Source organism: Gemmobacter sp. 24YEA27 (genome assembly GCF_030052995.1).
GTDB lineage: Bacteria > Pseudomonadota > Alphaproteobacteria > Rhodobacterales > Rhodobacteraceae > Pseudogemmobacter.
Genome location: NZ_JASJPW010000001.1, coordinates 940358 through 966527, shown reverse-complemented (window position 1 = coordinate 966527; position 26170 = coordinate 940358). Strand labels below are relative to the sequence as shown.

The following is a 26170-nucleotide window of genomic DNA, read 5'->3' as shown; positions in this document are numbered from 1 at the left end:
TGAGATTACCCGCTCCGGGTGATAGGCTGTCGTGAGATGCCCGGCGCGGGGCTTGCGCGCTGCTTTGGAGGACACTTCCCTGTCCCATACTGACCCTGCAACCGGCCTGCCGGTTGCCCCGCGCGCCGGACGCCCTGCCCAGACGGAATTCAGCTCGGACGCCGTTCGCGATGCCGTCATGTCCTCGGTCGAGGATGACAAGGCCGAGGATGTCGTGCTGATCGATCTGCGCGGCCGCTCGGATGTTGCCGATTACATGGTGATCTGCTCGGGACGTTCGTCGCGCCAGGTGGCGGCGATTGCCGAGAAATTGTCGGAACGGCTGAAACAGGCCTTCGGGATCGTCTCCCGCATGGAAGGCAAAGAAACCGGCGACTGGGTGCTGATCGATTCGGGCGATGTGATCGTCCATGTCTTCCGCCCGGAAGTGCGTGAATTCTACCAGCTGGAAAAGATGTGGCTGCCCGCCGGACAGGTCGGGGCCGCCCGCACCCTGTAAGCCGGTGCGGGTTCATCTTTGTGTGGTCGGGCGGCTGCGTGCCTCGCCCGAACGCGATCTGATCGACGATTACCTTGACCGTTTCGGCAAGCAGGGCCGCGCGCTGGCGCTTGGCCCCGCCGCCGAGATTGAGGTCGAGGACAAAAAGGGCGGCGGCATGGAGGCCGAGGCCGCGCTTCTGACGCGGGCAATTCCTTCGGGCGCGCTGATCTGCACCCTGGATGAGCGCGGGCGGCAGCTGTCATCGCCGGATTTCGCGGGCCTGCTGGCGAAATGGCGCGACGCCGGGCGGCAGGATCTGGCTTTTGTGATCGGTGGGGCCGATGGCATTCACCCTGACCTCAGGGCCAGAGCCGATCACTCGATCAGCTTTGGTGCGATGGTCTGGCCCCATATGCTGGTCCGGGTGATGCTCGCCGAACAGCTTTACCGCGCAGCGACGATCCTTGCGGGCGGCCCCTATCACCGGGTCTGATCCCCGGTTCTGGTCCCCGGTTCTGATCACAGCCGGCAAGACAGCAAAAAGGCGGCAGATCGCTCTGCCGCCTTTGTCATATTCTGCGGTTCTTCCGCGCGGATCAGTTGGTGACCAGCGGCGCGGCTTCGGTCTGGGCGGCCTGGCGGCGCGCGATTTCCTGACGGTAAAGTGCCAGAAAATCGACATTGTCGATATTCAGCGGCGGGAAGCCACCGTCGCGGGTCACATCCGAAATGATACGGCGCACGAAGGGGAACAGAAGGCGCGGGCATTCGATCAGCAGGAACGGATGCAGCTGATCCTCGGGCACACCGTCGATCAGGAAGGTGCCGCCATATTCCAGTTCGAGCAGGAACAGCGTCTCGGCATTGGTTTTGTTCTTCGAGGTGACCTTGAATTTGGTGATCACGTCATACTGGTTCTCGACACTGCGTTTACGCGCATCAAGGCTGACCGCCACCTGCACATCGGGCTGCACTTCGACGCCGGCGAGGCCCTTTTGCACCACGACATTTTCAAAACTCATGTCGCGGATATATTGCGCCAGAACCTGCATCCGGACCTGCGGAGCCTGAGCCCCGTTTGCACCTGTTTCTTCGGCCATCGAAATCCTCCTGGAATTTGCGCGGGCAGAGGCAGTTTGCCCGCCCGGGGGCGCGCCGCGCCAGTCAAAGCTACCGCCCTCCCCTAGCAGAGCGGGGGGCGGCGCTCAATGGAAAGCTCCGGGGTCAGCCCGTGGGGTGGCTCCGGTTCCATGACCAGGTTCAGCTCCCTAGGCAGCTATTCGATTTCGGTCCAGCGCGACGGGCGGTTGCGACCAGGTGCCGCGGGATGTTCGGGCGGCACTTCGACCCATTCGCCATCGAGCGTCACATCACCTTGCTGCATGCTGGCCTGCCCCCTGCCGGCGCCCGCCTGACGCTGCGAAAACGCACCGGCCCCCATGGCGCTGACACGGGCCAGCACTGCGCCTTTCACCAGAGCCTGCACCGGCGGCAGCAAAAGCAACAAACCAAGCGCATCGGTCAGAAACCCCGGCAAAATCAGCAAGACGGCTGCAAGCCCCCGCATCAGCCCGGTAACCGGCGCATCGCCCGCCATAGCTGCTCCGCTCAGCCCCCGGTTCAGGCCACCGTTGAGGCCGTTGCGCAAAAGCCCGGCGCCGCGCCGCGCCACCATTCGCAGGATCACAATGCCGACAACCGCCGTCCCGACCACCCAGGCAAGGGTCGCCCAGAGGCCAATCCAGCCCCCGACAACCACAAACAAACCGATTTCAATCAGTGGCCAGGCCAGAATCAGCAAAAAACGCGGCATTTTGGGGTCCTTGTCGAAAGCATCATTGTCGCAAGGTTTACTTGCGGCCTGCTAAAACCTACATAGGAGATCAATCACGCCTCCCCAAGCCTTTGCCGCATCTTCCGGCCATCGCGACAGGGCGGCGCCAGTGTTTTTTGGCGGGATGACCGATGAATTCCATGCTTATCCAGCTCCTGGTCCTTGCCGGGGTCGCTATTTTTCTGGTCCTCAAGCTCCGTTCGGTGCTTGGCACCCGCGATGGTTTCGAAAAGCCACCGCTCCCGCTCGAGGATACGCAGGCCCCGGTGAAACGTGAATTCGAGGTGATCGAGGGCGGGCCTGACCGTGACATCACCGATCATGTGGCCGAGGGCTCGGATGCGGCAAAGGCCCTCGCGGGCATGAAGAAAGCCGAGCCCTCCTTCGCGCTGACGCCGTTCCTTTCGGGCGCGCGTCAGGCCTATGAGATGATCCTGATGGCCTTTGAGCGTGGCGATCTCGACCCGATCCGCGATTTCCTCGGGGACGAGGTCGAGGCCAGCTTTTCCGAAGTGATCCAGGCCCGCGAGGCGCGCGGCCTGACGGTCGAGGCGAATTTCGTCGGACTGAAGGAAATGGCGCTGCAAGAGGCGACCTTTGACCAGGTTTCCGGCTTTGCCGAACTGACGGTGCGCTTTGTCGGCGAGCTGACTTCGGTGGTGCGCGACAAGGACGGCACGGTCATCGAAGGCGACGCCAAGGCCGTCAAACGTCAGCGCGACGTCTGGGTTTTTGCGCGCAAGATGGGGTCGGATGACCCGAACTGGCAGCTGGTCGCCACCGGCGACTGATCTGATGCCATGCTGCTGCGCCCTCTGGTCATCGCATTACTGGTCGGACTGGCTGCGGTGACGGGCGCCGATGAGGCGCGCGCCGAGATGGTGGAGTTCGAATCCCTGTCCGGCTGGCGCGAGGGCGGACAGCTTGAGGCGCTCGAGGCGTTTCTTGTCACCTGCAACCAGCTTGATGCCCCTTACTGGCGCCCGGTCTGCAAGCTGGCCGGCGACGTGCCGAAAGACAATGCCTCGGCGCGGGCGTTTTTTGAACTCCTGTTCCGCCCGGTGATCATCGGCAAGCCGCCGGCACTTTTCACCGGCTATTACGAGCCGGAGCTGAATGGCTCGCCGGTCCGCACCCCCACCTATGCCTGGCCACTGTACCGCCGCCCGCCGGATCTGCAGGACGGCATGGTCTATTACAGCCGTTCCGAGATCGAAGCCGGGGCTTTGCGCGGGCGCGGGCTGGAAATCGCCTGGATCGACGATCCGGTTGAAGTGTTCTTTCTGCATATCCAGGGCTCGGGCCGGGTGAAGATGACCGATGGATCGACGATCCGGCTGGGCTATGCGGGCCGCAACGGCCATGCCTATCGCTCGGTCGGGCAAGAGATGGTGCGGCGCGGCATGTTCGCGGCGCATCAGGTCTCGGCCCAGACCATCCAGGCCTTTGTGCGCCGCAATCCGGCCATCGGAGCCGAATTGCTGAACCACAACCCCTCTTATATTTTCTTCCGCAAGATCAGCAATCTGCCCCCCGAAAAGGGCCCGATCGGCGCGATGGGCAAGTCGATCACGCCGATGCGCTCGCTGGCCGTCGACCCGGCTTTCGTGCCACTGGGCGCGCCCGTATGGATCGAGAAAGAGGGCCAGGCGGCCCTCAGCCGGCTGATGGTGGCGCAGGATACCGGCGGCGCGATCAAGGGCGCGCAGCGGGCGGATATTTTCTACGGCTATGGCGACCGCGCAGGCGATGCCGCCGGGATCGTGCGCGATGGCGGGCGGATGGTGCAGCTTTTGCCCATCGACCGCGCCTGGGCGCTGACCGGGGGGAACTGAGCCTTGGCGCGGCGAAGGGTGCTCCGCCCCGAGGAACGTGACCTCTGGCAGGCTGTGGCGCGGACCCTGCGCCCGATGCATGATGTGCCGAACGGGGCGATCCCCGAGGATGTGGCGCAAGAGGCCATCTTCCCGAAAGAGACCCTGCCGCCTCCCCCGCCGCCAAAACCGGCACTGCCGCGGTTTCGGCTTGGCGAAAAGGCGCCCCCCGTGCAAAAGCCCGCCGCGCCGCCGCCATTGCGGATGGATGCCGGGCTGCACAAAAAGATGATACGCGGCAAGATCGCGCCCGAGGCACGGATCGACCTGCACGGTATGACGCTTGCCGTGGCGCATCCCGAACTGATCGCCTTTCTGATGGGGGCGCAGGCTTCGGGCAAGCGGCTGGTGCTGGTGATCACTGGCAAGGGCAAACAGGTCTATGAGCCGGTGCCGCGCCCCATCGGCGCGCTGCGCCATCAGGTGCCGCACTGGCTGCGCCTGCCGCCTTTGTCGGCAGTGGTGCAGGAAGTGACCGAAGCGCATCTGAAACATGGCGGCACCGGCGCCTTTTATGTCTGGCTGCGCCGGGGCTGACGCCGCGAGGCTGACAGCGGCCGCAATCCGCTCTGGCACCAGGACCCGATCACGGCTATTTCAGGCGCATCCCAGTCGGAAAGGCCCCGCATATGAGCTTCTCGCGCGCGATCAAAATCGCCCCTTCGATCCTCTCAGCCGATTTCGCCAATTTCGGCGCCGAATGCGAAGCGATCGAGGCCCAGGGTGCCGATTGGGTGCATGTCGATGTGATGGACGGGCATTTCGTTCCGAATATCACCTTCGGCCCGGCGACCTGCGCCGCGATCCGGCCGCATATCAAAGGCGTGATGGATGTCCATCTGATGATCGCGCCGGTCGATGCCTATCTCGAATCCTTTGCCAAAGCCGGCGCCGATTTCATCTCGGTCCATCTCGAAGCGGGCCCGCATATGCATCGCTCGCTTCAGGCGATCCGGGGATACGGCGTCAAGGCGGGGATCTGCCTCAACCCCGCGACCGGCATTGAATCGGTGGAATATCTGCTCGACCAGATCGACCTGATCAATGTGATGACGGTCAATCCGGGCTTTGGCGGGCAAAAGCTGATCCTGTCGCAGATCGACAAGATCCGCCGTCTGCGCGCCATGATCGGCGATCGCCCGATCCATATCGAGATCGATGGCGGCGTCACCACCGAGACCGCCCCGCTGGTCGTTGCAGCCGGCGCCGATGTGCTGGTGGCGGGATCTGCCGTCTTCTCCGGCGGGTCGGTGAAAAACCCCGCGCCTTATGGCGAAAATATCCGCGCTTTGCGCGCCGTGGCCGAGGCAGCCCGCCAATGACCGCCGCTGCAACTCCGGTCATCTTCGACCTCGACGGCACGCTGATCGATTCCGTCCCCGATCTCCAGGCCGCGCTGAACCAGGTGTTCCAAGCCGAAGGCCAGGCGCCTTTTGACCTTCCCACGGTCACCTCTTTCATCGGCAAAGGCGTCGCCAATCTGGTGCGGCGCGCGATGGAGACCCGGGGCGTTGACATGGCGCAACATCCCCGGCTGGTTGCCGCGATGGAGGCCGCATATGAGGCCGATCCCACCGCGCGCACCCGGATCTATCCCGGTGTGATCGCGGCGCTTGACGCCTTGCAGGCCGCGGGCCACCCGCTTGGCATCTGCACCAATAAGCCCGAGACGGCGGCGCGGATCGTCCTCGATCAGATGGGGCTGACCGGCTATTTCGCGGCCATCGTCGGCGGGGGCCGCGTCGCGCTGAAGCCGGACCCCGCGCCCCTGCATCTGTGCATCACCGAACTGGGCGGCGGGACCGCACTCTATGTCGGCGACAGCGAAGTCGATGCCGATACCGCGGTCGCAGCCGGGCTGCCCTTCCTCCTCTACACCGAAGGCTACCGCAAATCGCCGGCCGAAGAGATGCCGCAGACCGCGCGGTTCTCGGATTTCTCGGAACTGCCCTGGCTCGTGGCCGAACAGGGCTGAGGCCCGGCGCCCTGTAACGCGGGCGTCAGAACGCAGGCGCGGCGACGGCATCCAGCAGCCCGCGCCCGCCATCCACCACCAGCACCTGGCCGGTCACAAAGCGCGACGCATCCGAGGCGAGATACTGGATCGTCTCGACCAGCTCGTCAGGCGCCGCGATCCGGCCAAGGGGCGTGCCGCTTTCGATCCGTTCCCGCAGCGCAGGCGCCTCTTTCAGCGCCAGTTGCAGGCTCGCGCTCATGACCGAGCCGATCGAGACCGCATTGACCCGGATCCCTTTCGGCGCCAGCGCCACGGCAAGGGTCCGCGTCATCTGCTCTACCGCCGCCGAGGCCATGGAATAGCCCAGCAATTCCGGCTGTACCCGGACCGCCGCCACCGATGAGAAATTGATGATCGAGCCGACAGCGCCATATTCATCCGGCTCGGTCCCCGCGGCGGCCTGGATCATCCGTTTCGCCACAAGCTGGCTGAGCCGCAGCGTCGCCACCACATTCTGCTGCCAGAGCGTCTCGACATGATCGGCATCGGGGTTCAGCACATCTGAGATCTGGCAGCGGCGCGCGGCATTGACCAGTATATCGATCCGCTCAAAGGCCTCTATTGTGGCCGAGACGAGGTTCACCAGCGTCAGTTTTTTCGTCAGATCACCCGGGAACAGTCGCACCGAGCTTTCGTCCTGGGCCGCCTCACCCATTTCGGCCATCAGCCGTGCCTCATCCGCATCGGCCAGCATGACCCGCACGCCCTTATGGATCAGGTGGCGTGCGATGGCGAGACCGAGGCCGCTGGCGGCGCCGGTAACGATGGCGGTCTTGCCGGAAAGAGAAAATGACATGCTGGATCTCGGGGTTCTGGCAGCGCTTAGCGGGTCGGGCGGCGCGGCTTGATGGCGCGGGTCACGCGGAACGCATTGGTCTGCGCGATTGTCTCATATTCCAGGAAATGGGTCGTCAGCGCCTCATCATAGGGCAGATGGCGGTTCGCGACTATCCAGAGCGCCCCATCCGGCGCCAGCATCTTCCGCGCCGCCTGGATGAAGGCCAGCCCCAGCCTCGGGTCAGAGCTGCGGCCGATATGGAAGGGCGGGTTCATCACCACGGTCTCGACAAGGCTTTCGGGGCGGAAATTCAGCGCATCTCCCCAGTGGAACCGGGCGCGCAGGTCCTGAATATTCTCGCGCGCGCAGTCCAGCGAGACTGCTTCGGCCTCGACCAGATCAAGCCGTCTGACGCTGTTGCGTGCAAGGATCGCTTGCGAAAGATAGCCCCAGCCCGCGCCCAGATCGACCACTTTCGGGCCGATCTTTTCAGGCAGCGACTCTGCCAGCAGCACCGATCCCGGATCCGGCCCATCGGCGGAAAACACCCCCGGACGGGTGATGAAACCGCCCCCGATCTCACGCGGGCGGGCGGTCCATGCTGCCAGTTCCGGTCCGGCGGGGAAGGCCGCTATACGACCATGCGCTTTGGAAATCGGGCCCGACAGCGCGACGAGCGGCTTCAGATCCTTCAGCGCGGTCTCGATACCGTCGGTCTTTTGCCCGTCAACCAGCACCGGCCCGCCCGGGCTTACCGCTGCTGCCGCCTCGGCCAGAAGCGCGCGTGCATATTCGCGCGAACGCGGCACGCAGACAAGCGCCGCCGCCCAGGGCCCCTCGCCTTCGACCGCGTAACCGCGCGCCGCAAAATGGTCGCGGTCAGGGCGAAAGCCCGTCAGCACGACGGTACGATCTTTGGGAAGATCTGAGAGGTCATCGCCTTCCTGCGGGCGATAGACGGCAATCTTACCTTCTGAAGGAAGCACAAAAAGGCCCTGTTCCAGGGCCAGCTCTATCCGGGATGCACGCATGTTCCGCCTGTAACGCGAGGGCCAGTTTCGCCCGCCTTACTCTTTTTCCATCGTGCATTGAAGCGGATGCTGGTGACGGCGGGCGAAATCCATCACCTGGGCGACCTTGGTCTCGGCCACTTCGAACGAAAAGACCCCGACTACGGCGAGACCCTTTTTATGAACCATCAGCATGATATCGAAGGCCTGGGCGTGGTTCATCCCGAAGAAGCGTTCCAGAATATGGACCACAAACTCCATCGGTGTGTAGTCATCGTTCAGCAGCAAGACCTTATAAAGCGGCGGGCGCTGTGTCTTCGGCTTGGGCTTGGCAAGAAGCGACGTCTCCTCGCCCGGTGCGCCACCCGACCCACCGGCGCCCGGACCATTTTCGCGGTCAGACAGGGTAAACGGGTTATAGGCCAAATCGGGTTCTCCGGCTGCTGAAAGGATTCGCATTGTCTTGAATCTGACAGGAATATAATCGCTTTTCTCACCACGAAAAGAGCCACGAGAGTGTTAAGATCGCATTGATGCATCAACGCCCGTGTCACAACAACACCGGGGAACCGCCAGATGATCACCTCCATCGGCTTTGATGCGGATGATACGCTGTGGCAGAATGAGGCGTTTTTCCGCCTCACCCAGGAGCATTTCACCGATCTCCTGCGCGATTACAGCGACCCGCATCAGCTGCAAGAGCGGCTGCTTGCGGCGGAAAAGCGCAATATCGGCGCCTATGGCTATGGGGTGAAGGGCTTTACCCTGTCGATGATCGAAACCGCGATCGAGGTGACCGAGGGACGCGTGCCGGCTTCGGTGATCGCGGAACTGCTGGGTGCCGGGCGCGCGATGCTGGATCATCCGGTCGAACTGATCCCCCATGCCCGCGAGACGGTCGAGGCCCTGGCGGGGGATTATCGGCTGATCCTGATCACCAAGGGCGATCTTTTGCATCAGGAGCGCAAACTGGCACAGTCCGGGCTTGGTGATCGTTTCGATGCGGTCGAGATCGTGTCGGAAAAGACGCCCGAAGTTTACCGGAAGATTTTTGCCCGCCATGGCGAGGGGGCAGCGCGCGCGCTGATGACCGGCAATTCGATGCGCTCGGATGTGGTGGCACCGCTGGAGGCCGGTGCCTGGGGCGTGCATGTGCCCAACGGACCCGCCTGGGAGCTGGAATCCGCCGATGAACCTGTGCAGAACCCCCGCTACCGTCACCTTGCGGACCTGTCTTTCCTGCCCGGATTGCTGCAAGACCTCTGCCAAGGCCCCAGGAAATAGCGATACTTGCGACGATTCACCCTGGATATGGCGGGTGAAACATAGCTGCATCAGGTGAAAATTCCGCGAAAACCCCTTGAAATTTCCGGGTTTTCCACCAGGGTGACCTGTGCTAGCCTCTCCGTCAGGCAGAAGTGAGATCCCATAAAAACCGGGGTCCGAAACAGGCAAAGGATCGGCGACGTGGCATCGCTTATCGGGCGGTTTATCCGCAGCATAACGCTATTCATCGCGCTTTTTGCGCTGATTCTTCCTGCGCTGGCGCCGACTCCGGCCCATGCTGCACCCTTTGCTGCGATCATCATGGATGCGCGCACCGGCGAGGAACTCTGGTCGCAGAATGCGGATACGCGTCTGCATCCCGCCTCGCTGACCAAGATGATGACGCTCTATATCACCTTCCAGGAGATCCAGGCCGGGCGTCTGTCGCTTGATACCGTGGTCACCGTGACGAAACATGCCGCCGCGCAGCCGCCCTCGCGGCTGGGGCTCAAGGCCGGGCAGCAGATCAAGGTGCGCTATCTGATCCGCGCCGCCGCGATCAAATCCGCCAATGATGCGGCTTCGGCGCTTGGCGATCATATCGGCGGCAATGAGGCGGCTTTCGCGAGCCGCATGACCCGCACCGCCCGCGCGCTCGGGATGAAGAACACCACCTTCAAAAACGCCAATGGCCTGACCGCGACCGGCCATCTTTCGACCGCACGCGACATGAACCTGCTCGGGCGGCACCTGTTTTACGACTTCCCGCAATTCTACAACATCTTCTCGCGTCGCACCGCCGATGCCGGCATTGCCAAGGTAGTAAACACCAACAGCCGGTTCCTCGACGGCTATGAAGGCGCGGATGGCATCAAGACCGGCTATACCGTGCCCGCCGGGTTCAACCTGACCGCATCGGCCAAGCGTGGCGACAAGCGCATCATTGCCACTGTCTTTGGCGGCACATCGACCGCACAGCGCAACGCGAAGATGGTCGAGCTGATGAACAAGGGCTTTAACCTCGCGAAGAATGGCGTGCGTGAAAAGCGGCCGGCTGCTGCCGGTATCCAGGGCGGCGATGCCATCGCCGCCGACCTGCTTGCCGATAACAGCTCTGCGGCCATCGACACGCCGAATGTGCCCGGCGGCGCTGCCAAGACGCTGCGCGTGTCCGGCGCGATGACCAGCTCGCCGCGTCCGAAAGCCCGCCCCGCCCGGGGAGGCGCCCCCGAGGCCCTGATCGCCGAGGCGGCGCCGGTCGTGGTGCCGGATGCGCTTTCGGCAGCCATTGCAGAAGGCGTCGAATCGGCTTTGGCCGAAGCCACCGCCGTTCCACCGCCGCCCGGCACGCTTGAGGCACAGGCGGTCGAGCTTGCAGCCGCGTCAGGGTCCGCATCCGGCGCCGCAATCGAAACGGTTGACCCGCAAGCGGTCGAGGCCGCACTGGCCGCCGCAGCCGCTGCGGCACCGGTTGCCGAAGAGGCACCGGCCGTGGCGATGGCTGCGGTCGCACCGGCCAGTGCTTCGGCCAGCGCTCCGGGCAGCCTTGAGGCCCAGGCTGCGGCACTGGCCGCTGGTGGTGCCCCGGCAGAAACCCCGGCGCCCGAGGCCGTTGCCCCCGCCGCGCAGGATGTGGCTCTGGCAGGGCTGCGGCCGATGCCGCGCCCCGAACATGTGACGCGGGCAGCTGCAGCGCCTGAGGCTGCCCCTGAAACGCTGCTGGCCGAAATCGCCCCTGAACCCGCTCCGGTTTATGAGCTTGTCGCCCCTGCCGCAGAACCGGCCACCAGGCCGGAGGCCGAAGTGATCCGGCTTGCCGGGGCCAGCGATGTCGCGCCCGATGTGATGTCCGAACTCCCCGCCCCGTCGGGATATGAGGGCGCGCTGACAGCCGTGGAAACCGTGGCGGCGAATGCGCAAACCATGGTCACTGATCCCGAGGCCCCGACCCGTCGCGCGCCGATCTTTGAACCCGTCCGCATGGCGGCGGCAGAGCCTGCGCCCGAAGCACCGGCTGAAGAGCTGGTCGTCGTGTCAAAATCGACCTCGGGTGGGCGCGGTTTTGGGGTCGCGGTCGGCGCCTATAACTCGCATTACGAGGCCGAACGTGCGCTTCTGCGCACCGGGTTGACCGAAAGCGCCACCCTCGACCAGGGGCTGCGCAAGGTCACGCAAAAGGGCGGCAAATACCGCGCCTCCTTCCTTGGTCTCACCGAAGATCAGGCCGATCTCGCCTGCCGCCGGCTGCGCGCACGCGGCACCGCCTGCGAAACGATGGGGCCGGCCTGAGCCCCCCGGGCGATAGCTTTGACACAAAACAAGAAGGCTCCGGGATCAGACCCGGAGCCTTTTTCATTCCCCCTGCCCCGTCTGCCTGCCCCGTCCTTCCGCCCCGTCCCTCTGCCGCGAAACGTCCAGGAACGCCGCACGGTTTTCATCCGCCAGCACAAGCCCGCAAACATCGCCGGCCGCGACGTCCGGAAATCCCGCTCAATCCGGGCGCGGCTTGTCGTCCCAGTCTTTCGTCAGGATCCGGCTGGCATCGCCTTCGGGGTCGTCAAACTGCCGCGACCGCATGGCCCAGATGAAGGCCAGAAGGCCAATCCCCCCCATAAACAGCGAGACCGGGATCAGGATGCCGAGGATTTCCATAAGCGCTCCCTATTTCAGACGCAGGGCGTTGAGCGAGACCGTAATTGATGACAGCGACATCGCAAGCGCCGCCGCAAGGGGGGTCGCAAGGCCGAAAAGCGCCAGCGGCACTGCCACGATATTATAACCTGCGGAAATCCTGAAATTCCCGACGATCCGCTTCGAGGCCTGACGCGAAATGCGGATCGCATCGGCGATGGGCGCGATATTCTGCCCCAGCAACACGATATCCGAGGCCACCCGCGCCGCATCCAGCGCCGAGGCGGGCGAGATCGAGACACAGGCCTCGGCCAGCGCTGCCGTGTCATTCAGCCCGTCGCCGACCATCAGGACCTGGGCGCCCCCGGCCCGCAGATCCCGGATCCGCGCGGCTTTTTCAGACGGCAAAACGCCCGCCGACCAGTCGTCAATCCCAAGCTCTGCCGCCAGTGACGACACCGCCGCCGCATTGTCCCCCGACAGAAGGATCACCCGCTGACCGCCCGCCTTCAGTGCGGCCATCAGTTCGGCAGCACCAGGGCGCAGCCGGTCGGTGAAGGTGAAGGCGCGCGGCGCGCCCTCGCCAGTGGAAAGCCAGGTTGCGGTCTCGCTGCCCGCATCAGTGCCGCACCATTCGGCGCGGCCAAAGCGAACGCGCATCCCTTTCCAGCGGCCTTCGATGCCGTAGCCGGGTATCTCGCGGATCTCCTCAACGCGCGCGGGGCGCACGCCTGCGGCACGTGCCGCCTCGGCAAGCGCCATGGCCAGCGGATGCGAGGAGGCCCCGGCCAGCGCCAGTGCAACCTCGCGCGCGGACAGCGGGTGATCGTCCAGGTTCGTCACCAGCGGCTGGCCCATGGTCAGCGTGCCGGTCTTGTCAAACACCACTGTATCGACCTGCGACATCCGCTCCAGCGCGGTGCCGTCCTTGATCAGCATCCCCTTGCGGAAGAGCTTTCCGCTCGCCGAGGTCAGCACCGCCGGCACCGCGAGGCCAAGCGCACAGGGGCAGGTGATGATCAGCACCGCCGCCATGATATTGACCGACAAGCGGAAATCGCCGCCGGTCCAGATCAGCCAGCCGGTGAAGGCGACCGCCGCCAGCACATGCACGATCGAGGAATAGGCATGCGCGGCGCGTTCGGCCAGCGAGGTGTAGCGGGTCTTTGCGGCCTCGGCCACCGCGACCAGATCGGCCATCTGATGCAGCGAGCTGTCCTTGCCCGCCGCCGTGACGCGCATAGTCAGCGGGCCGGTCAGATTGACCTCTCCCGCCGAGACCAAGGTGCCGGGATGGGCCGCGACCGGCAGCGTCTCGCCGGTCAAAAGGCTGCGGTCGATCTCGGAGGCGCCCTCTGTCACCACGCCGTCAACCGGCATCCGCCCGCCGGGACGCACGAGGACCAGGTCACCGGCCGCAACCTCGCTGATCGGTTTGACCAGTTCGGCACCCTCCGTCAGCACGATGGCGCGCGGCACTTCCAGCGCGGCCAGCTCCTGCGCGGCAGACCGCGCAATCGCCCTGGTGCGGTGGTCGAGGTAACGCCCGATCAACAGAAAGAAGGTCAGCATCACGGCGGCATCGAAATAGGCATGCGGCCCGGAATTGATGGTCTCGAAAATCGAGATGCAACAGGCCAGCACAATCGCGAGACTGATCGGGAAATCCATCCCCAGCCGCCCCGCCTTCACCGACCGCCAGGCGCCCCTGAAAAACGGCTGTGCGGAAAACACCACCGTCGGCAGCGCGATGGCGCCGGAAATCCAGTGGAACATGTCGCGCGTCGCCCCATCGGCGCCGGACCAGACCGCCACCGACAACAGCATGACATTCATCATGGAAAAGAAGGCGACACCCATCCGCATCAGAAGCTCGCGGCCCTGTCGGTCGGTCTCGGTCACCGATAAAAGCCCCGGATCCAGCTCATGTGCCTCATAGCCGGCGCGATCCAGCACCTGAACCAGGTCGGTGGGCGTGATCTCTGGCCCGGCATCCACCGAGACCCGCTTCAAGGTCAGATTGAGCCGTGCCGAGCGCACCCCCGGCACCGCCTGCAGCGCCTTTTCCACCGTCGAGATACAGTCCGCACAATGCGCTGCGGGCAGTGACAGCACGATCCGCGCCTCCTTCACCACCCGCGCCAGATCGGCGGCGGCGGGGGCCACGACACAGGCCGGGCAGGCCGAAATGCCGCCGGGGCTCTCAGACATCCGGTTCAGATCGCTGGCCGTCATGCTCATGATCTTGACCTCAGCCCTTTGGTGCCACGGTGAAATCCAGCCGGCGTTCGAAAGGCGTGCCATCCTGCGCGATGGCCTGCACCTTCATCATCCATTCGCCAGAACCAAGTTCGACCGCCGCCTCATAGCCTTTCCCGGTCCAGCGGAAATCGGGGGTCTGGTCATCCCTTGCGATGGTCACGCGGCCGATCAGCGCCTCAAGCGCGCGCGCCTCGACCGGCTGGCCGACGGCATCGGTGATCGTCAGGGACATCCGGCCCGGCTCGTAAACCTGCTCGATCCCCCAGCCAAGCGCCTCCTGCGCCTCGCGACGGCCGTCGAATCCCCGGCCCGCGACGTAAGAGCTTTGCACTTCGAGCCCCGGAAATGTCGATACCGCCTTGAAGGCCATGAAGATATTCACTGCCGTGACGATCCCGAAAAAGGACAGCGTCGCGACCAGCACTTTCCCCCCTGTCAGCCTGCCGCGCCGGAACCAGAGGCCAAAGCCGATCACCACCAGAACCAGCGGGACGAACAGAAGGAAGATCGGCTGAAAGCCCGAAAGCTGGAAGTTGCTCATGGTTGGTCGCCTTTGCCGTTGAGGACCGTGTCTTTCGACACAAGATCGGTGGTATCTTTGACGCCGGGCACCGCCTCGCCCTCAATCCAGAGCCGGATGTCGCTGCGCTGCGCTCTGGCCGCCGCCGTCCCGGGTGCCGCCGTTACGTAAAGCCGCACATGCGCAGTTTCATTGGCCGGAACTTTTATCCGCCCCCCTGTGCCGCCTTCGACCGACAAAGCCAGCGCCGGGTCTTCGACAGAAAAGGAGAACCAGCGGGCCTCGCCTTCCATATTGCGCAGACGGATCTCGTAAGTGTTGCGGATCGTGCCGTCCGAGAGCGTCACAAAGGTCGGATTGCGCACCGGAGTGACGTTGACATCAATCGGGCTGCGCAGGAACAAAGCCGCCACCAGCGCCGCCCCGACCCCGGCCCAGAGCAAGGTGTAAAGGATCGTGCGGGGGCGCAGAACATGTTTCCAGGCCGGAACAGCAGGCTCACCCCTGCGCTCGCGGGCCTCGTCGGTCAGCGCGAGATAGTCGATCAGCCCGCGCGGCTTGCCGATCTTATCCATCATGTCATTGCAGGCGTCGATGCAAAGCCCGCAGGTAATGCAGGCCAGTTGCTGGCCGTCACGGATGTCGATCCCCATCGGGCAGACATTGACGCAGGCCATGCAGTCGATGCAGTCGCCCTTGTCAGAGCCTGGCTTGCCGCGCGGCTCGCCGCGCCAGTCGCGATAGGCGATGGTGATGGTCTCTTCGTCCATCATTGCGGCCTGGATACGGGGCCAGGGGCACATATAGATGCAGACCTGTTCGCGCATGAACCCGCCAAAAACGAAGGTGGTCATGGTCAGCGTCAGCATTGTGATCCAGGCGACGGGGCTGGCGCTGAGCGTCACCAGGTCACGCAGCAAAGTCGGCGCATCAGTGAAGTAAAAGATCCAGGCACCGCCGGTTGCAAGCCCGATCAGGAACCAGGCGGTCCATTTCACCGCGCTTTTGCGGATCTTCTCTGCCGTCCATTTGCTCCGGTGCAGGCGGATTCGGGCATTGCGGTCCCCCTCGATCCAGCGTTCGACCAGGATGAAAAGGTCGGTCCAGACGGTTTGCGGACAGGCATAGCCACACCAGACCCGCCCGGCGGCGGAGGTGAACAAAAACAGCCCCAGCCCCGCCATGATCAACAGACCCGCGACGAAATAGAATTCATGCGGCCAGATTTCGATCATGAAAAAGAAAAAGCGGCGATTGGCCAGGTCCACCAGCACCGCCTGGTCGGGCAGGTTCGGCCCGCGATCCCAGCGGATCCAGGGCGTGATGTAGTAAATGCCCAGCGTGATCGCCATGATCCACCATTTCGCCGTGCGAAAATGGCCTTTGACGCGGCGGGGAAAGATCGGCTCACGCGCCGCGTAAAGGCTCGGCGGGCTGGCTTCTGGTATGGACACGGACTCGCTCCGGAATCGGCTGTTGCAGTTTGGTATCGCAGACCGGCAGCAATCCGGCTTTGACATGCGTCAAATATTCCATGAGCGATTCAAGTTTGATCCTGTGCGGTGCCGCAGTGCGCAAATGCCGCAGCCGTGACTGAAAGGTCAGCGGGCGCGGCCAGGATCCCGACCCTGACCAAACCCCGGAACGCGCGAACAGGAAGGGTTGGGCCAGGGTCGCCCCCCGCCGTCTTCGATGGGGTTCGAAAAGGCGGGGCGGTTTCTTAATGCCAAAAGCGCCGCGTCCGGGCCTTGACCTGGATCAATCCCACATGTGGGCCCCAGTCAGGCCGCTCGCATACTCTCGCGCAAGCCGGCCCTCAGCGCCCGCGCCCGGCGAAAATCGCCTCAAGTTCACCGGTGGTGATCACCCGGCGCTCACCGGCAAAGGCGTAGAAGTCCGGCTTTTCGTCATGGCTGATCTCGGCCGCAAGCCGCAGCCCTTCGGTCCGGTCCAGCAGCCCCACAGAAAGCGAGATCATCCCCGCCATCGCATCGGGCGCAAGGTGGCGCGTCAGAACCGGCGTGCCGCAGGTCCGGCAAAAATACGAGACCTCACGCGCCGAGACCTGGTATTGCGCCAGATTGTCCCATCCCGCGAATTCCGTGCTTCCCGCGCGCAGCATGATCGTCAGCGCCACGCCGCCCGCACGTTTGCGCGACGCCGCGTCATGGCTGGCAAAGACCATCGAGACCGGCTGGCCCGACCGGAAACTGACCTGGCCACAAAGACAGCGGCCAGTAGCGAGACCATTTTCACCTTCGGGAACCGGCGCGGACAAAAACCCCGGCAATGTGTCGCACGCCAGATCCTGTGCGCCCGCGACATGGCGATAACCATCAGATTCCGGAGAGATTTCCGGGACAGGAGTGGCGCGCTGCGGGCTTGCCGCGAAAGACGCGCCTGCCTCTCCACCAAAGCCGAACGGGCATCTGGCGCCGCCCCCGGTTGCATCCTTCATCGCATTTCCCTGACTTAACGCTGCTGGGGTGGTCTGCGCCGCGATCAGCGCGGCGACCATCGCGGATCGCGGCATTCTAGCCGCGAACAGTGGCGGCGTCACCATCCGAGGCAGACCGCAGTCGCGGATCAACGATCAGAAAGCACTTCGGTCTCGCGCTCCGGCCGGCGTTCGACTTTTGTGGCAGTCCTCGTCAGAGGTGATCCTGTCCTTGCAGGTGATCAGCACGCGCGAGGTCTGACGCAGCCGCGCACGCTTTCACGCAAGGCCTGAACAGTCTGTTGCCCCAGATCAGCGCAGTGGCGTGGCCGGTGTTGGGGATCCGGCCTTTCAGCGGAATATTCGGGTCAGTGGCGCCCGGCCTGTCAATCAGGTCGCGATATTGCAAAATGTCGGCCTCACAAAAAAGCCTGATACAAGCCGTGCTTTCCGGCGAAACAGAACCGCTGTCCGCCAGACCAGGCGGATGCTGCCCCCCGGAGACGAGACGTCTCACGGCCATCCCGACCGCCCGTCAATAGCCCCCCACTGCTTTGCGCAGCTCACCGGGATCGGGATCCACTTCGGGATCACTCCCAGACGCCTTCCCCGGTCGGATCGTGGCAACCACATTCGCACGCAGCGCCCCGAGATCACCGCCCTCGGGCTGCTGTTTGGCGAGATCAAGCACGGTCGCGGTCTGCTCAGCGAGAAAGTCATCGAATATGCGCCTGATTTCTCTGGACAGATCAATGACCTGGCTCTGTTTCAGATCATCGGTCGCCGAGCCGATCCCGGCCTCGATCAGGCTGCGATAGCCGGCGGCAAGCGTGGCGGGGTTCCTGCCACGCAGCCACCAGCGCCTCCACCAGCTGCGGCGGAGGGTGATGGTGATGGTTTTGCCCATCACCACCGGCGGCGGCGCTTTGGGCACCTGCGGCGGCTCGATCCGGAACCCGCCGACCGCCGGCCCCAATGCGCCGGCACAGACCGCGCGCAGATCACTTGCCGCGCAATAGAACACCGTCTCCACCTGCGCCCGCGCCCGGGCCGAAAACCGGTCACAGGTCGTGCGCAGCACCAGCCGCAGCCCCGAGGAATTGAAGGTCCAGCTGTCATCCGTGCCGGTTTTGCACAAATGGCCGGTCAGAGCGTCGGTGGCGCGGAGCACATAATCCTGCTGCACCTGGGTCAGCGCCGGTGCCAGCTCGCCCTCCAGCCGGGAAAGCGTCTCTTCCAGTTTTTGCCGCGCGCGACTGACAACGGCATCAAGATCGCCGCGCAGCTGTTCCGGATCGACAGCTGCCAGCCGTCCTGCAGTATCGCGGCCGCTGACCAATGCCTTGCGGGCGGCCCTGGCGGCGGCGATATTGGCAAGCCTGCCGCGCATCGCCGCCAGATGGCGGGCGCCCGACCCCTCAACGATACGCTCATTGATGCAGCGCATCAGCTCGGGAATGCCGGACAGCTTCCACAGATGCGCCATATTGCGCGGATCGGCCCCGACATCGCAATTGCGGGCCCAGTCGGACAGCGCAGTCTTGCCCGCGTCGTCACGTTCCGGGCGCGCGCCCCGCAGCGCCATCTCAGCCCAGCGGGCCGAACCGAATACCACCTTCACATCCCGCAGACGGCCATAGGGGCGCAGCGTTTTGTGGATGCTCTCATAGATTCCGGCCACCTGCTCTGAGGGCGTATCGAGCTCGTCGATACGGTTGACGAACAGCACAAGCTGACGCGATTCCGAGCTTGAAATCAGCCGGATCAGCGCAAGATCGGTGGTGTTCAGCGCCTCATGCGCCGAGAGAACCACGACACAGACCTTTGCCCCGCGCAGCGCCTGGTGCGTGACCTGTTCGCGCATGGGGAACGTATCATTCACTCCGGGCGTATCGCGGAACAGATAGCTGCCCGGAAGCTGCGGCACATCCAGCCAGATCTCTGCCGATCTGGTGATATCCGCAAACTTGCCCTGCTGGCATTGCGGGTTCAGCTGCTGATGATCAGCGTCACCGGCGCAGAGATAACGCCCGATCAGTTCGCGATCGACATAGCTGAATTTGTGGCTTTTGCCCGAAAGCGCCTCGACATCCGCCGAAAGATGGCGGTGCGCGGTGTCGCGCATCATCCTGTCCCGATCGCCGGGGTCAAAGAACCGGAACAGGGCACGGGTCCGGCGGCTGGCCTGCCGCGCATTGACATGCAGCTCAGTGACAACCGGGGTCAGGGCGGACCCATCCTCCGGCAGCAGTCCGGGCCGACCGCTCAGCACATTGACCAGCGCGGTCTTGCCGGCCCTGAACTGCCCCACCAGCGTGACCGAGGCCTCGAAACTGCCAGTTTGCTTTGCAAGCGACACAAGTTTGCGGCTCATCGCGCTGTCGCTCTCGCGCGCCCTGGCAAGGACGGTGTCCCGCAAGGTCTCAAGCGTCTGGAGTAACGGTGTGATGACCTCGGCACCCCGGCTCAGCAGGTCGAGGTTCGGCGGGCAGCCCGGCCCGGAGGAATTTGTTGCGACAGAGGCCGATCCGGAAAGCGCTGATCCGGCGAAGGCACCATTTGCGGTGGTTTGAATGTCTTTCATGTTCCCCTTCCCCTGTGCCGGCGCACAGATCGCAGCATCGCAAGGACAGCTGCGTCCCCAAGGGGGCACAATCTGCCTGAAATTCCCAGGGGATCAGGAAACAGGCGGGCCGCCGGCTGAGGACAAAGGACCAGAAAGAGCAAAAACCGCTCCGACACGAGAACCATCACACATCCGGAGAAGCCGGCCAGATGACCTCCTCCTCGTACAAGATGAAACTGTCCCGGCTTTGTGAAGAATTTGTGGATCTCCGGAGGATTTTCTTTGTTCCGGGATCGCCTTTCCGCCGCGTTAAAAAGCCACGAAAAGCGACGGAATTCACAACGGAGAATGGCGGGAACCGACGGTCTGAGAACCCGTTCCCGCCATATCCGGCTCCCCGGCCAACCAGCCTGGCGTACCAGGCCGTCCGCCCCCGGTCAGGGCTGCCCGTCTGTCAGGCCGCAGCGGCGGCCCGCGTCACATCCGCCTGCGCCAGCGCACTTTCCACGGCTGAAAGGTTGATCAGCCGGCGCTCCAGCACCTCCATCTGGCTTTGCAGCCGGTGGACGATGCGGCGGCGGAAATCGGGGTCATTCACGACCATTTCGAATTCCACCATGTCTTTCTTCAGCCGGTGCACCCGCTCATTCAGCGAGAGCTCGAACATCCGGAGCATCACGCGGAGCCGGTCGATGCCGGCATCGGCGCGTTCCACCTGGGCCTCATTGAAGGCGGCCAGAAGTTTTTCCATCGGCGGGCGCAGCTCTTCTGCCGCGATCATCTTCAGCGCGGCAAGGCTCTTTTCGACATTGATCCCGGGCCGGCGCCAGAAAGCCCAGCTGCGATTCGAGATGAAATTCACCCTGAGCGACCGTTTCGCCAGCGTCAGCGTCGAGACGAATTCATCATAGGGCAGATCGGAAAGGTCGATCCCCTCGGCCCGTTCCTGGAAGCGGTCTTTGATGGTTTGCTGGCACGATGACAGCCCGTTCGAAAGAACCACATCGGTGCCCGCGCGCGAGTTCCTCCAGGCAGAAGTAAGCTCGCGCTCCATGACTTTTTGCAAAGGCGAGAGGTCGATTTCCATCGCCCGCGCCGTCTCGCCACGCAGCTTTCCGGCCATGATCCGCGCCTCGAATTCCGGCTTCTGATCTTCAATAAAGCTCTCGATCATACCAATCAGCCGGGTTTCCAGCCTGGACCAGGACCTGGTCAGCACTTTCTCGATCTGCACCTCGGCATTCTCGACATGGCCTTCCAGCTCGGTCTGCACCTTGCGGATGGCGTCGATCTCCAGCTGAAGATCCTCGATCGCCATCGTGGCGACCTCACTGTTGACGCTGCCGGCCTGGGTTTGCAGCGAGGCCCGTTCGCGCCGCGCCACAAACAGCGCGCCATTCAGCTCGGCCCGGATATCGGCCTTGATCTGCGCCATTTGCGACCGGCCGACACCTGAATCGATCAGCTGTGACAGCGCCACTTTCACGTCGCGCATGCCAGAGGCGAGCATCAGGCGCTCGCAGCGGTCATCGGGCAGATAGCCGTAGCGCGAATGGATATAGCGCGCGAGGCGGGTGTCATCGAGAGCGGCGCGATCGGCCTCGGCCTCATCCCGTCCTGGAGCGTCAGATCCGCCATCCAGGCCGAACCGGCCACGATGGTGAAATCAATATCCGGGATCGCACCGCACAGACGCCGCGAGACATCTTCGATCACGCGCGGCACATCGGTGTCGTAATCGTCCAGCTCGTCGATCCGGTTCACGAAGACCAGGACATCCTTGTTATCCTGTTTCGCGAGGATCCGGATCAGCGCGATATCGACATCGGTCAGCGGCTGATGCGCCGACAGGACGATGACAAAAACATCCGACTTGTCGAGGCTGCGACAGGTGAATTCATCGCGCACAAGGAAGGGGTCATTCACGCCGGGCGTATCGGTGATGATGGTCGGCACCTGGAATTCCGGCAGCCGCATATAGACATTCGCGACTTTGGTCAGCATCGCATAACGCCCTGCCGCCGTCGGATCGGTCTCATCTTCGGCCCCGGCGCAGACATAGCTGCGCAGCAGATCGGAGGAAACGTAGTCGTAATCATGCGCCGTCCCCAGGAGATCGGCATAGCGCTTGCCAAGCCGTTCCTCGGCGCGGCGGCGCATCTGGTCGCTTTGTTCGCGCAAAAGCTGGGTGTCAAAGCCCGGCAGCAACTGTTCGGTCAGCTTGCGGATGCGGCTGTCGCCATTGACGATCTCGTTCCAGTCAGCATTGCCGAAGAATTCGAATTTGGCCCCCATCACCGGGTCACCGGGCAGGTTCACCCTTATATTGGTGACGACCGAAGTCCAGGGGTTCACATCCGAGGGCAGGAAATCATGGCTGTAAAGGAAAGCGTTCAGAAAGGTCGATTTGCCGGCCTTGACCTGACCGATCACCGCGACTTTTGCGGCCCAGTTGTCCAGCCGCTCGCGCAGCGCGCGAAAGCCCGGACGCATGTCACGGCTGATGACCTTGTCGATCCCGTCAAGGGAATCCCGAAGAAAATTCAGTTCCTGGCGCTGGTCAGGTGCAATTTGCATGTCAGCTCCTCACTCACAAAAATCCGCAGAGAAACCGGCACGTCCGGCACCACTGGCAGAGCCACTATTCACAGAGTTACTATTCACAGCGCCGGCCTGGGCGGGCTGCGCATCCAGCCGGGCGATAAAATGATCCACAGCGGCGAGCAGCGATTCCGGATCGCTGTGGTCAACGCTCTGGCTCATTTCGTTCCAGAGGCTGCGCGCATGCCCGCTCTCTGCCCCGGCCAGCGCGGCACGGACCAGAGCCGCGCGTGCCGGAGGCGGGGTTTCGGGCGCGGTTTCGGGCGCGGCCTCCTCCGGGCGGCGGTTGCGCACGAGCTGCAGGACATTGGCCCCGACCGCAGCGCGCGGTGATGTGGAAAGATCGGGGGTCTCCCCGGCCTCATTCTGCGCTTTCAGGGCAGGAGCGGGCTGCGGGGCCGCAGCCCCGGTCGCAACGGATGCGGTCGCCGGCTCAGGCGTCGTGACGCGCACCGGCACCGAGGCCGCGAACTGGCCGATCAGCGTATTGGGCGCCCCATCCTGCCGCACACTGCCGCTGACCATACGCAGACGGGCCGCGATGCGGTCAAGATCTTCGCGCTGCAAGAGAGACGCCATGAGGAAGCTCTCGAAAAACGCGCCGGCCTCGCGCTGGACGCGCTGCAACACGCGGTCTGCCATGGCCGGGCTGCCCAGCAGATCGGCATGGGTCACCACCATGGTCGCATTCTGCCGCAGCCGCGCCGGCATCGCCTGCCAGACCGCCTTTTCGCTTTGCCGCCAGGCCTGGGTTGCATTGGTGCACCAGACCACTGCATCGGCAAATTCAAGCATGCGCTGCCAGGTCTCGGCCGCCATGTTCGGATCGGAATTGCCGGGCGTGTCGATAATATCCATCCCGGTCAGGACGGGTGCCGGATGCGCCATCAAGCAATATTGGGTCTTTTCCAGATCGACAGTGTTCAGATCGGCCAGCGGCTCGCCCCGGCCGGAAAGGCCAACACGGATCAGCGCCGGTTCGCCGCGCACCAGCCAGACCGGCGGCAGCGCGGTCGCGGTGACATTCGACGGCAGCACCGGGCCGCCGATCAGCCCGCCGACCAGCCCATTGATCAGCTGGGTCTTGCCGGCGCTGAATTCGCCCGCGATCAGGATGCGCGGCTTGCGCTGCACCGGAGCACCAGGGCGTTCAGCCACCGGATCGGCCGGTTTCCTGCGGTTCCAGAAGCTCCTCACGCCGACAACCTCCGCATCTCGGCCAGACGGGCGAGACTGGTCTCATCCGACTGCCCGGCCTTGTTCTCGTCCGGCCCCTTTTCATGCAGCCGCTCCAGCAGCGCCTCGCAGAACCGGCTCTGATCCAGCGCAAATCCGGTGACGATTTCACGCGTGGCTGCGACCGCCGGATCAAAGAAATCCGTCAGCAGATTGTCGATCAGCGGCTGGGTCTCCTCGATAATCAGCGCACGGTATTTCTTTTCGACCTTCTTCGCCTGGCCAAAACGCAGGAAGCGCCCTGCCAGCCTGCCGGTCGCGCCGGTATCCCAGATCCGATGCCACCAGGTGCCCTGAAGATCGAAGGACAGCGTGCGGGCCAGCACGGTCGGCGCGCTATGTTGCTGCTGTTCCGGAAAATCGATGCTGGCGGCATTGCGATAGACGCCAAGCTCGTTTTGCAGCACGTCCTGCACTGCATCAAGCACCGATTCAAAGCTGATCTCGCCCTCGCGGCGAAGTCTGGCACAGGACGAAAGATAGGCCGTGCGCATCATCATCCGCAGGCCGGTCGGGTCGTGATCCCAGGAGCCGGTCTCGCCAAAGGCCTGGATATGCGATTGCAGCGCCTCGACCGCGGAATCGACAAAGGTTTCGCGGGCGCGGGTCAGGCGTTCGTGCAACGCGCTGCGCAGATCAACGGCTGCCGCGTCAAATGTGGTCATCACCTTTTGCAGCGAATCTGCCACCTTCAGCATCAGCTCTTCCTGGCTGATGGTCAGAACCGCCATCCCGGCATCGCGCAACCGCGCCGCCGAATCCACCGCTTCGCTCATCTCGATGATGAGTTTGATCTCGGCTTCGATGTCTTTCAGGAAAGCCGCCCCAGGGCCATCGATCACACGTTCGGCAATCAGCCGGTGCAATGCGGGCACGCCCGAGGCCTCGAACGCCGCCTCGCGCAGCGCCTCATGGTCGGTGATATCCAGATCGGGATGCAGCTGTTGCAGCGAGGCAAGGCTGCGCGGCATCAGCGCGCCCTTGCCCGAGAGCGCGAAATTCGCCCAATAGCCCGAGCCGAACAGGATCGGGATATCCTGATCCAGCCCCAGCCGCGCCAATGTGCGGCGGATAGAGGCGCGGATCTTTTCCTCTTCGGCCTTCGGATCGGCCAGCTCGTCGATCCGGTTGACGAAAATCACCACTTCGCGCGCCTCGACGGCACAGATGATGCGCAGGATCGCCACATCCATGGTGGAAAGCGCCTGATGTGCCGACAGCACAACGACGCAGATCCGGCTGTCCTGGATCGCGTTGAGTGTGATCTGCTCGCGCATCATGAATGTGTCATTCACGCCGGGCGTGTCGCGGATACACAGGCCCGACGGCAGCCCTTCGGCGTCAATATAAAGATCGGCGGTCCTGGTGATATCGGCATAGACGCCGTCGCCCGATGCGTCCTTCAGGTCGGACGGGTCACCGTAGCAGATGTAGCGGTTGATCGTTTCCTTATCGAGGTACGGGAAAGAATGGTTCGACCCGATGATACTGGCGAAATCCGCCCCCAGCCGCGCCTCGGTGCTCTGGCGCATCTGCGTGACCTGCGCGCGCACCTCATCGGCCTCCTGCTCGAACCCGGCGCGGGTGGCCATCTCGCCAAGCCGGCCCCCGGTTGCGACCAGCCGGTCCCATTCATGCTGGTCGAAAAAGCGAAACAGCGCGCGGGTATTCATCGGCCGGTGCCGGCTGTTCAGATGCAGCGCGGTGATCACCGAAGTCCAGGGGTTCACATCTGAGGGCAAGAGATCGGTCTCGCCCACCAGCGCATTGACCAGCGTGCTTTTCCCGGCCTTGATCTGGCCGATCACCGAGACCGACGGCTCAAAAGACCGGATCTTGTCCAGCACCCGGTCAATCGGCTCTTCGACAAAGGCCAGCGAGTAATCGTAGAAATCCTCGACCGCCTTCTCAAGATCCGCCAGGCGCGACCAATAGCGGTTCAGTTCCCCGAACCCCTCGCGATGCTTCAGCCTGATGTTACCCTTCGTCATGAAGGCCTCTCAATTTGCTGCGGACAGGCCGCTTACAGACATCAAAACGGACCAGTCCCTGCACGCCAGGGCTCGTCCTGCCGGTTGCTACAAGGCTCCGGCCTGGTCTTTGGAGGCGGTCTCACATGCCATGTCCTGTCCGGGATCCTGGCCGCTCCCGCCAGTCCTGACCGCACCACGACCGGCCCGCCGCGACCTGAACTCAGCCGGCTGGGGACTGGACAGGCGCGCGAAGAGATCCGTCTGCCCCAAACGCCGTGCTCTGACCGCCACAACAAACCGGTGACCGCCTTCTTCCTCAAACTGCAAAACCTGGCCTGACATTTGCCTGCCCTGACTCGTGACTGAACATGGTCAGACCATGTCCATTGTTTTGGGCTCAAATCGGGCAGGTTCGCGGTGCTTTCAGGACGAAACCCCCGGGAGATCGCGTCAGGGATCATGATTTTTTATATGAAATGTTAATTTGTTAATCGGATGCGCCCCCCTCCCCGATCCTGCCGCTACTGCCATGGCGCGGCCACTATTTGCCAGCCCGCCCCCTCAGGTTGCGTGGGCCGCGCGCACTCGCCCGCGGCTGTCGGAGAATCAAAAACCGCCCCCCGCCCTCGCAGCCGGCGGGCCTGGCGGCTTCTGCGCCCCCGGATATGAAAACGGGCCCCGAAG

The 26170-nt window shown here is 63.8% G+C and carries 24 protein-coding genes; 9 read left to right on the top strand and 15 right to left on the bottom strand.

Going from position 1 to position 26170, the window contains the following annotated elements; all coding sequences use genetic code 11:
• Window positions 1–178 precede the first annotated feature (178 nt).
• Window positions 179–499, top strand: coding sequence for a ribosome silencing factor (gene rsfS, locus QNO18_RS04745; protein WP_198835760.1), 321 nt, complete (start codon window positions 179–181; stop codon window positions 497–499).
• 4 nt (window positions 500–503) lie between these two features.
• On the top strand, window positions 504–974 hold the full coding sequence (gene rlmH / locus QNO18_RS04740) for a 23S rRNA (pseudouridine(1915)-N(3))-methyltransferase RlmH (protein WP_283176753.1): 471 nt from the start codon (window positions 504–506) through the stop codon (window positions 972–974).
• A gap of 103 nt (window positions 975–1077) precedes the next feature.
• On the opposite strand, the gene secB is transcribed toward rlmH, so the two are convergent.
• Both secB and QNO18_RS04730 read right to left on the bottom strand, forming a co-directional pair.
• A complete protein-coding gene (gene secB, locus QNO18_RS04735; RefSeq protein ID WP_283176752.1) occupies window positions 1078–1581 on the bottom strand; it encodes a protein-export chaperone SecB in 504 nt (167 codons plus the stop codon).
• 176 nt (window positions 1582–1757) lie between these two features.
• A complete protein-coding gene (locus tag QNO18_RS04730) occupies window positions 1758–2294 on the bottom strand; it encodes an FxsA family protein (protein WP_283176751.1) in 537 nt (178 codons plus the stop codon).
• A gap of 152 nt (window positions 2295–2446) precedes the next feature.
• Here QNO18_RS04730 and QNO18_RS04725 point away from each other — a divergent pair, with 152 nt between their 5' ends.
• The 5 genes from QNO18_RS04725 to gph all read left to right on the top strand — a co-directional run bounded on the left by QNO18_RS04725 (window position 2447) and on the right by gph (window position 6164).
• Window positions 2447–3106: a Tim44/TimA family putative adaptor protein gene (locus QNO18_RS04725; protein WP_283176750.1), complete on the top strand. Its 660-nt coding sequence runs from the start codon at window positions 2447–2449 to the stop codon at window positions 3104–3106.
• Window positions 3107–3121: 15 nt separating this feature from the next.
• Window positions 3122–4150, top strand: coding sequence for an MltA domain-containing protein (locus tag QNO18_RS04720; RefSeq protein WP_283178743.1), 1029 nt, complete (start codon window positions 3122–3124; stop codon window positions 4148–4150).
• Window positions 4151–4153: 3 nt separating this feature from the next.
• Window positions 4154–4726: a Smr/MutS family protein gene (locus QNO18_RS04715; RefSeq protein WP_283176749.1), complete on the top strand. Its 573-nt coding sequence runs from the start codon at window positions 4154–4156 to the stop codon at window positions 4724–4726.
• 92 nt (window positions 4727–4818) lie between these two features.
• A complete protein-coding gene (gene rpe, locus QNO18_RS04710) occupies window positions 4819–5511 on the top strand; it encodes a ribulose-phosphate 3-epimerase (RefSeq protein WP_249496033.1) in 693 nt (230 codons plus the stop codon).
• Window positions 5508–6164: a phosphoglycolate phosphatase gene (gph, locus tag QNO18_RS04705; RefSeq protein ID WP_283176748.1), complete on the top strand. Its 657-nt coding sequence runs from the start codon at window positions 5508–5510 to the stop codon at window positions 6162–6164. Before rpe ends, gph begins: the two co-directional genes overlap by 4 nt.
• 25 nt (window positions 6165–6189) lie before the next feature.
• On the opposite strand, the gene QNO18_RS04700 is transcribed toward gph, so the two are convergent.
• The 3 genes from QNO18_RS04700 to clpS are packed head-to-tail and all read right to left on the bottom strand — an operon-like array spanning window position 6190 to window position 8399.
• Window positions 6190–7002 (bottom strand): SDR family oxidoreductase, encoded by an 813-nt coding sequence (locus QNO18_RS04700; protein ID WP_283176747.1) that lies wholly within the window; start codon window positions 7000–7002, stop codon window positions 6190–6192.
• Window positions 7003–7028: 26 nt separating this feature from the next.
• Window positions 7029–8015 carry a class I SAM-dependent methyltransferase gene (locus QNO18_RS04695; protein WP_283176746.1) on the bottom strand — a complete coding sequence of 329 codons (987 nt, stop codon included), beginning with the start codon at window positions 8013–8015 and terminating at the stop codon, window positions 7029–7031.
• 36 nt (window positions 8016–8051) lie between these two features.
• Entirely contained in the window at window positions 8052–8399 is a 348-nt protein-coding gene (gene clpS, locus QNO18_RS04690; protein WP_092902175.1) for an ATP-dependent Clp protease adapter ClpS, read from the bottom strand.
• A gap of 171 nt (window positions 8400–8570) precedes the next feature.
• On the opposite strand from clpS, the gene QNO18_RS04685 reads away from it, so the two are divergent.
• Window positions 8571–9278 carry an HAD family hydrolase gene (locus QNO18_RS04685; protein ID WP_283176745.1) on the top strand — a complete coding sequence of 236 codons (708 nt, stop codon included), beginning with the start codon at window positions 8571–8573 and terminating at the stop codon, window positions 9276–9278.
• Between the two features lie 183 nt (window positions 9279–9461).
• Window positions 9462–11549, top strand: a complete 2088-nt coding sequence (locus QNO18_RS04680) for a D-alanyl-D-alanine carboxypeptidase family protein (RefSeq protein WP_283176744.1) — start codon at window positions 9462–9464, stop codon at window positions 11547–11549.
• Between the two features lie 201 nt (window positions 11550–11750).
• On the opposite strand, the gene ccoS is transcribed toward QNO18_RS04680, so the two are convergent.
• The 10 genes from ccoS to QNO18_RS04630 form a co-directional block, all read right to left on the bottom strand.
• Window positions 11751–11912, bottom strand: a complete 162-nt coding sequence (gene ccoS / locus QNO18_RS04675; RefSeq protein WP_092900746.1) for a cbb3-type cytochrome oxidase assembly protein CcoS — start codon at window positions 11910–11912, stop codon at window positions 11751–11753.
• 9 nt (window positions 11913–11921) lie between these two features.
• Window positions 11922–14126, bottom strand: coding sequence for a heavy metal translocating P-type ATPase (locus QNO18_RS04670; RefSeq protein WP_283178742.1), 2205 nt, complete (start codon window positions 14124–14126; stop codon window positions 11922–11924).
• Window positions 14127–14142: 16 nt separating this feature from the next.
• Window positions 14143–14694, bottom strand: coding sequence for a FixH family protein (locus QNO18_RS04665; protein ID WP_283176743.1), 552 nt, complete (start codon window positions 14692–14694; stop codon window positions 14143–14145).
• A complete protein-coding gene (ccoG, locus tag QNO18_RS04660) occupies window positions 14691–16127 on the bottom strand; it encodes a cytochrome c oxidase accessory protein CcoG (RefSeq protein WP_283176742.1) in 1437 nt (478 codons plus the stop codon). The genes QNO18_RS04665 and ccoG overlap by 4 nt, the downstream gene beginning before the upstream one ends.
• A gap of 362 nt (window positions 16128–16489) precedes the next feature.
• Window positions 16490–17131, bottom strand: coding sequence for a GFA family protein (locus QNO18_RS04655; protein ID WP_283176741.1), 642 nt, complete (start codon window positions 17129–17131; stop codon window positions 16490–16492).
• A 514-nt stretch (window positions 17132–17645) separates the two neighbouring features.
• The gene (locus QNO18_RS04650) at window positions 17646–19694 is read right to left on the bottom strand and encodes a dynamin family protein (RefSeq protein ID WP_283176740.1); all 2049 of its coding nucleotides are present in this window, start codon (window positions 19692–19694) and stop codon (window positions 17646–17648) included.
• Between the two features lie 436 nt (window positions 19695–20130).
• Window positions 20131–21186, bottom strand: coding sequence for a hypothetical protein (locus QNO18_RS04645; protein WP_283176739.1), 1056 nt, complete (start codon window positions 21184–21186; stop codon window positions 20131–20133).
• Window positions 21186–22253, bottom strand: coding sequence for a dynamin family protein (locus QNO18_RS04640; protein ID WP_283176738.1), 1068 nt, complete (start codon window positions 22251–22253; stop codon window positions 21186–21188). The genes QNO18_RS04645 and QNO18_RS04640 overlap by 1 nt, the downstream gene beginning before the upstream one ends.
• A 9-nt stretch (window positions 22254–22262) precedes the next feature.
• Window positions 22263–23474, bottom strand: coding sequence for a GTPase (locus QNO18_RS04635; RefSeq protein WP_283176737.1), 1212 nt, complete (start codon window positions 23472–23474; stop codon window positions 22263–22265).
• On the bottom strand, window positions 23471–25504 hold the full coding sequence (locus QNO18_RS04630) for a dynamin family protein (protein WP_283176736.1): 2034 nt from the start codon (window positions 25502–25504) through the stop codon (window positions 23471–23473). The genes QNO18_RS04635 and QNO18_RS04630 overlap by 4 nt, the downstream gene beginning before the upstream one ends.
• Window positions 25505–26170: the final 666 nt, after the last annotated feature.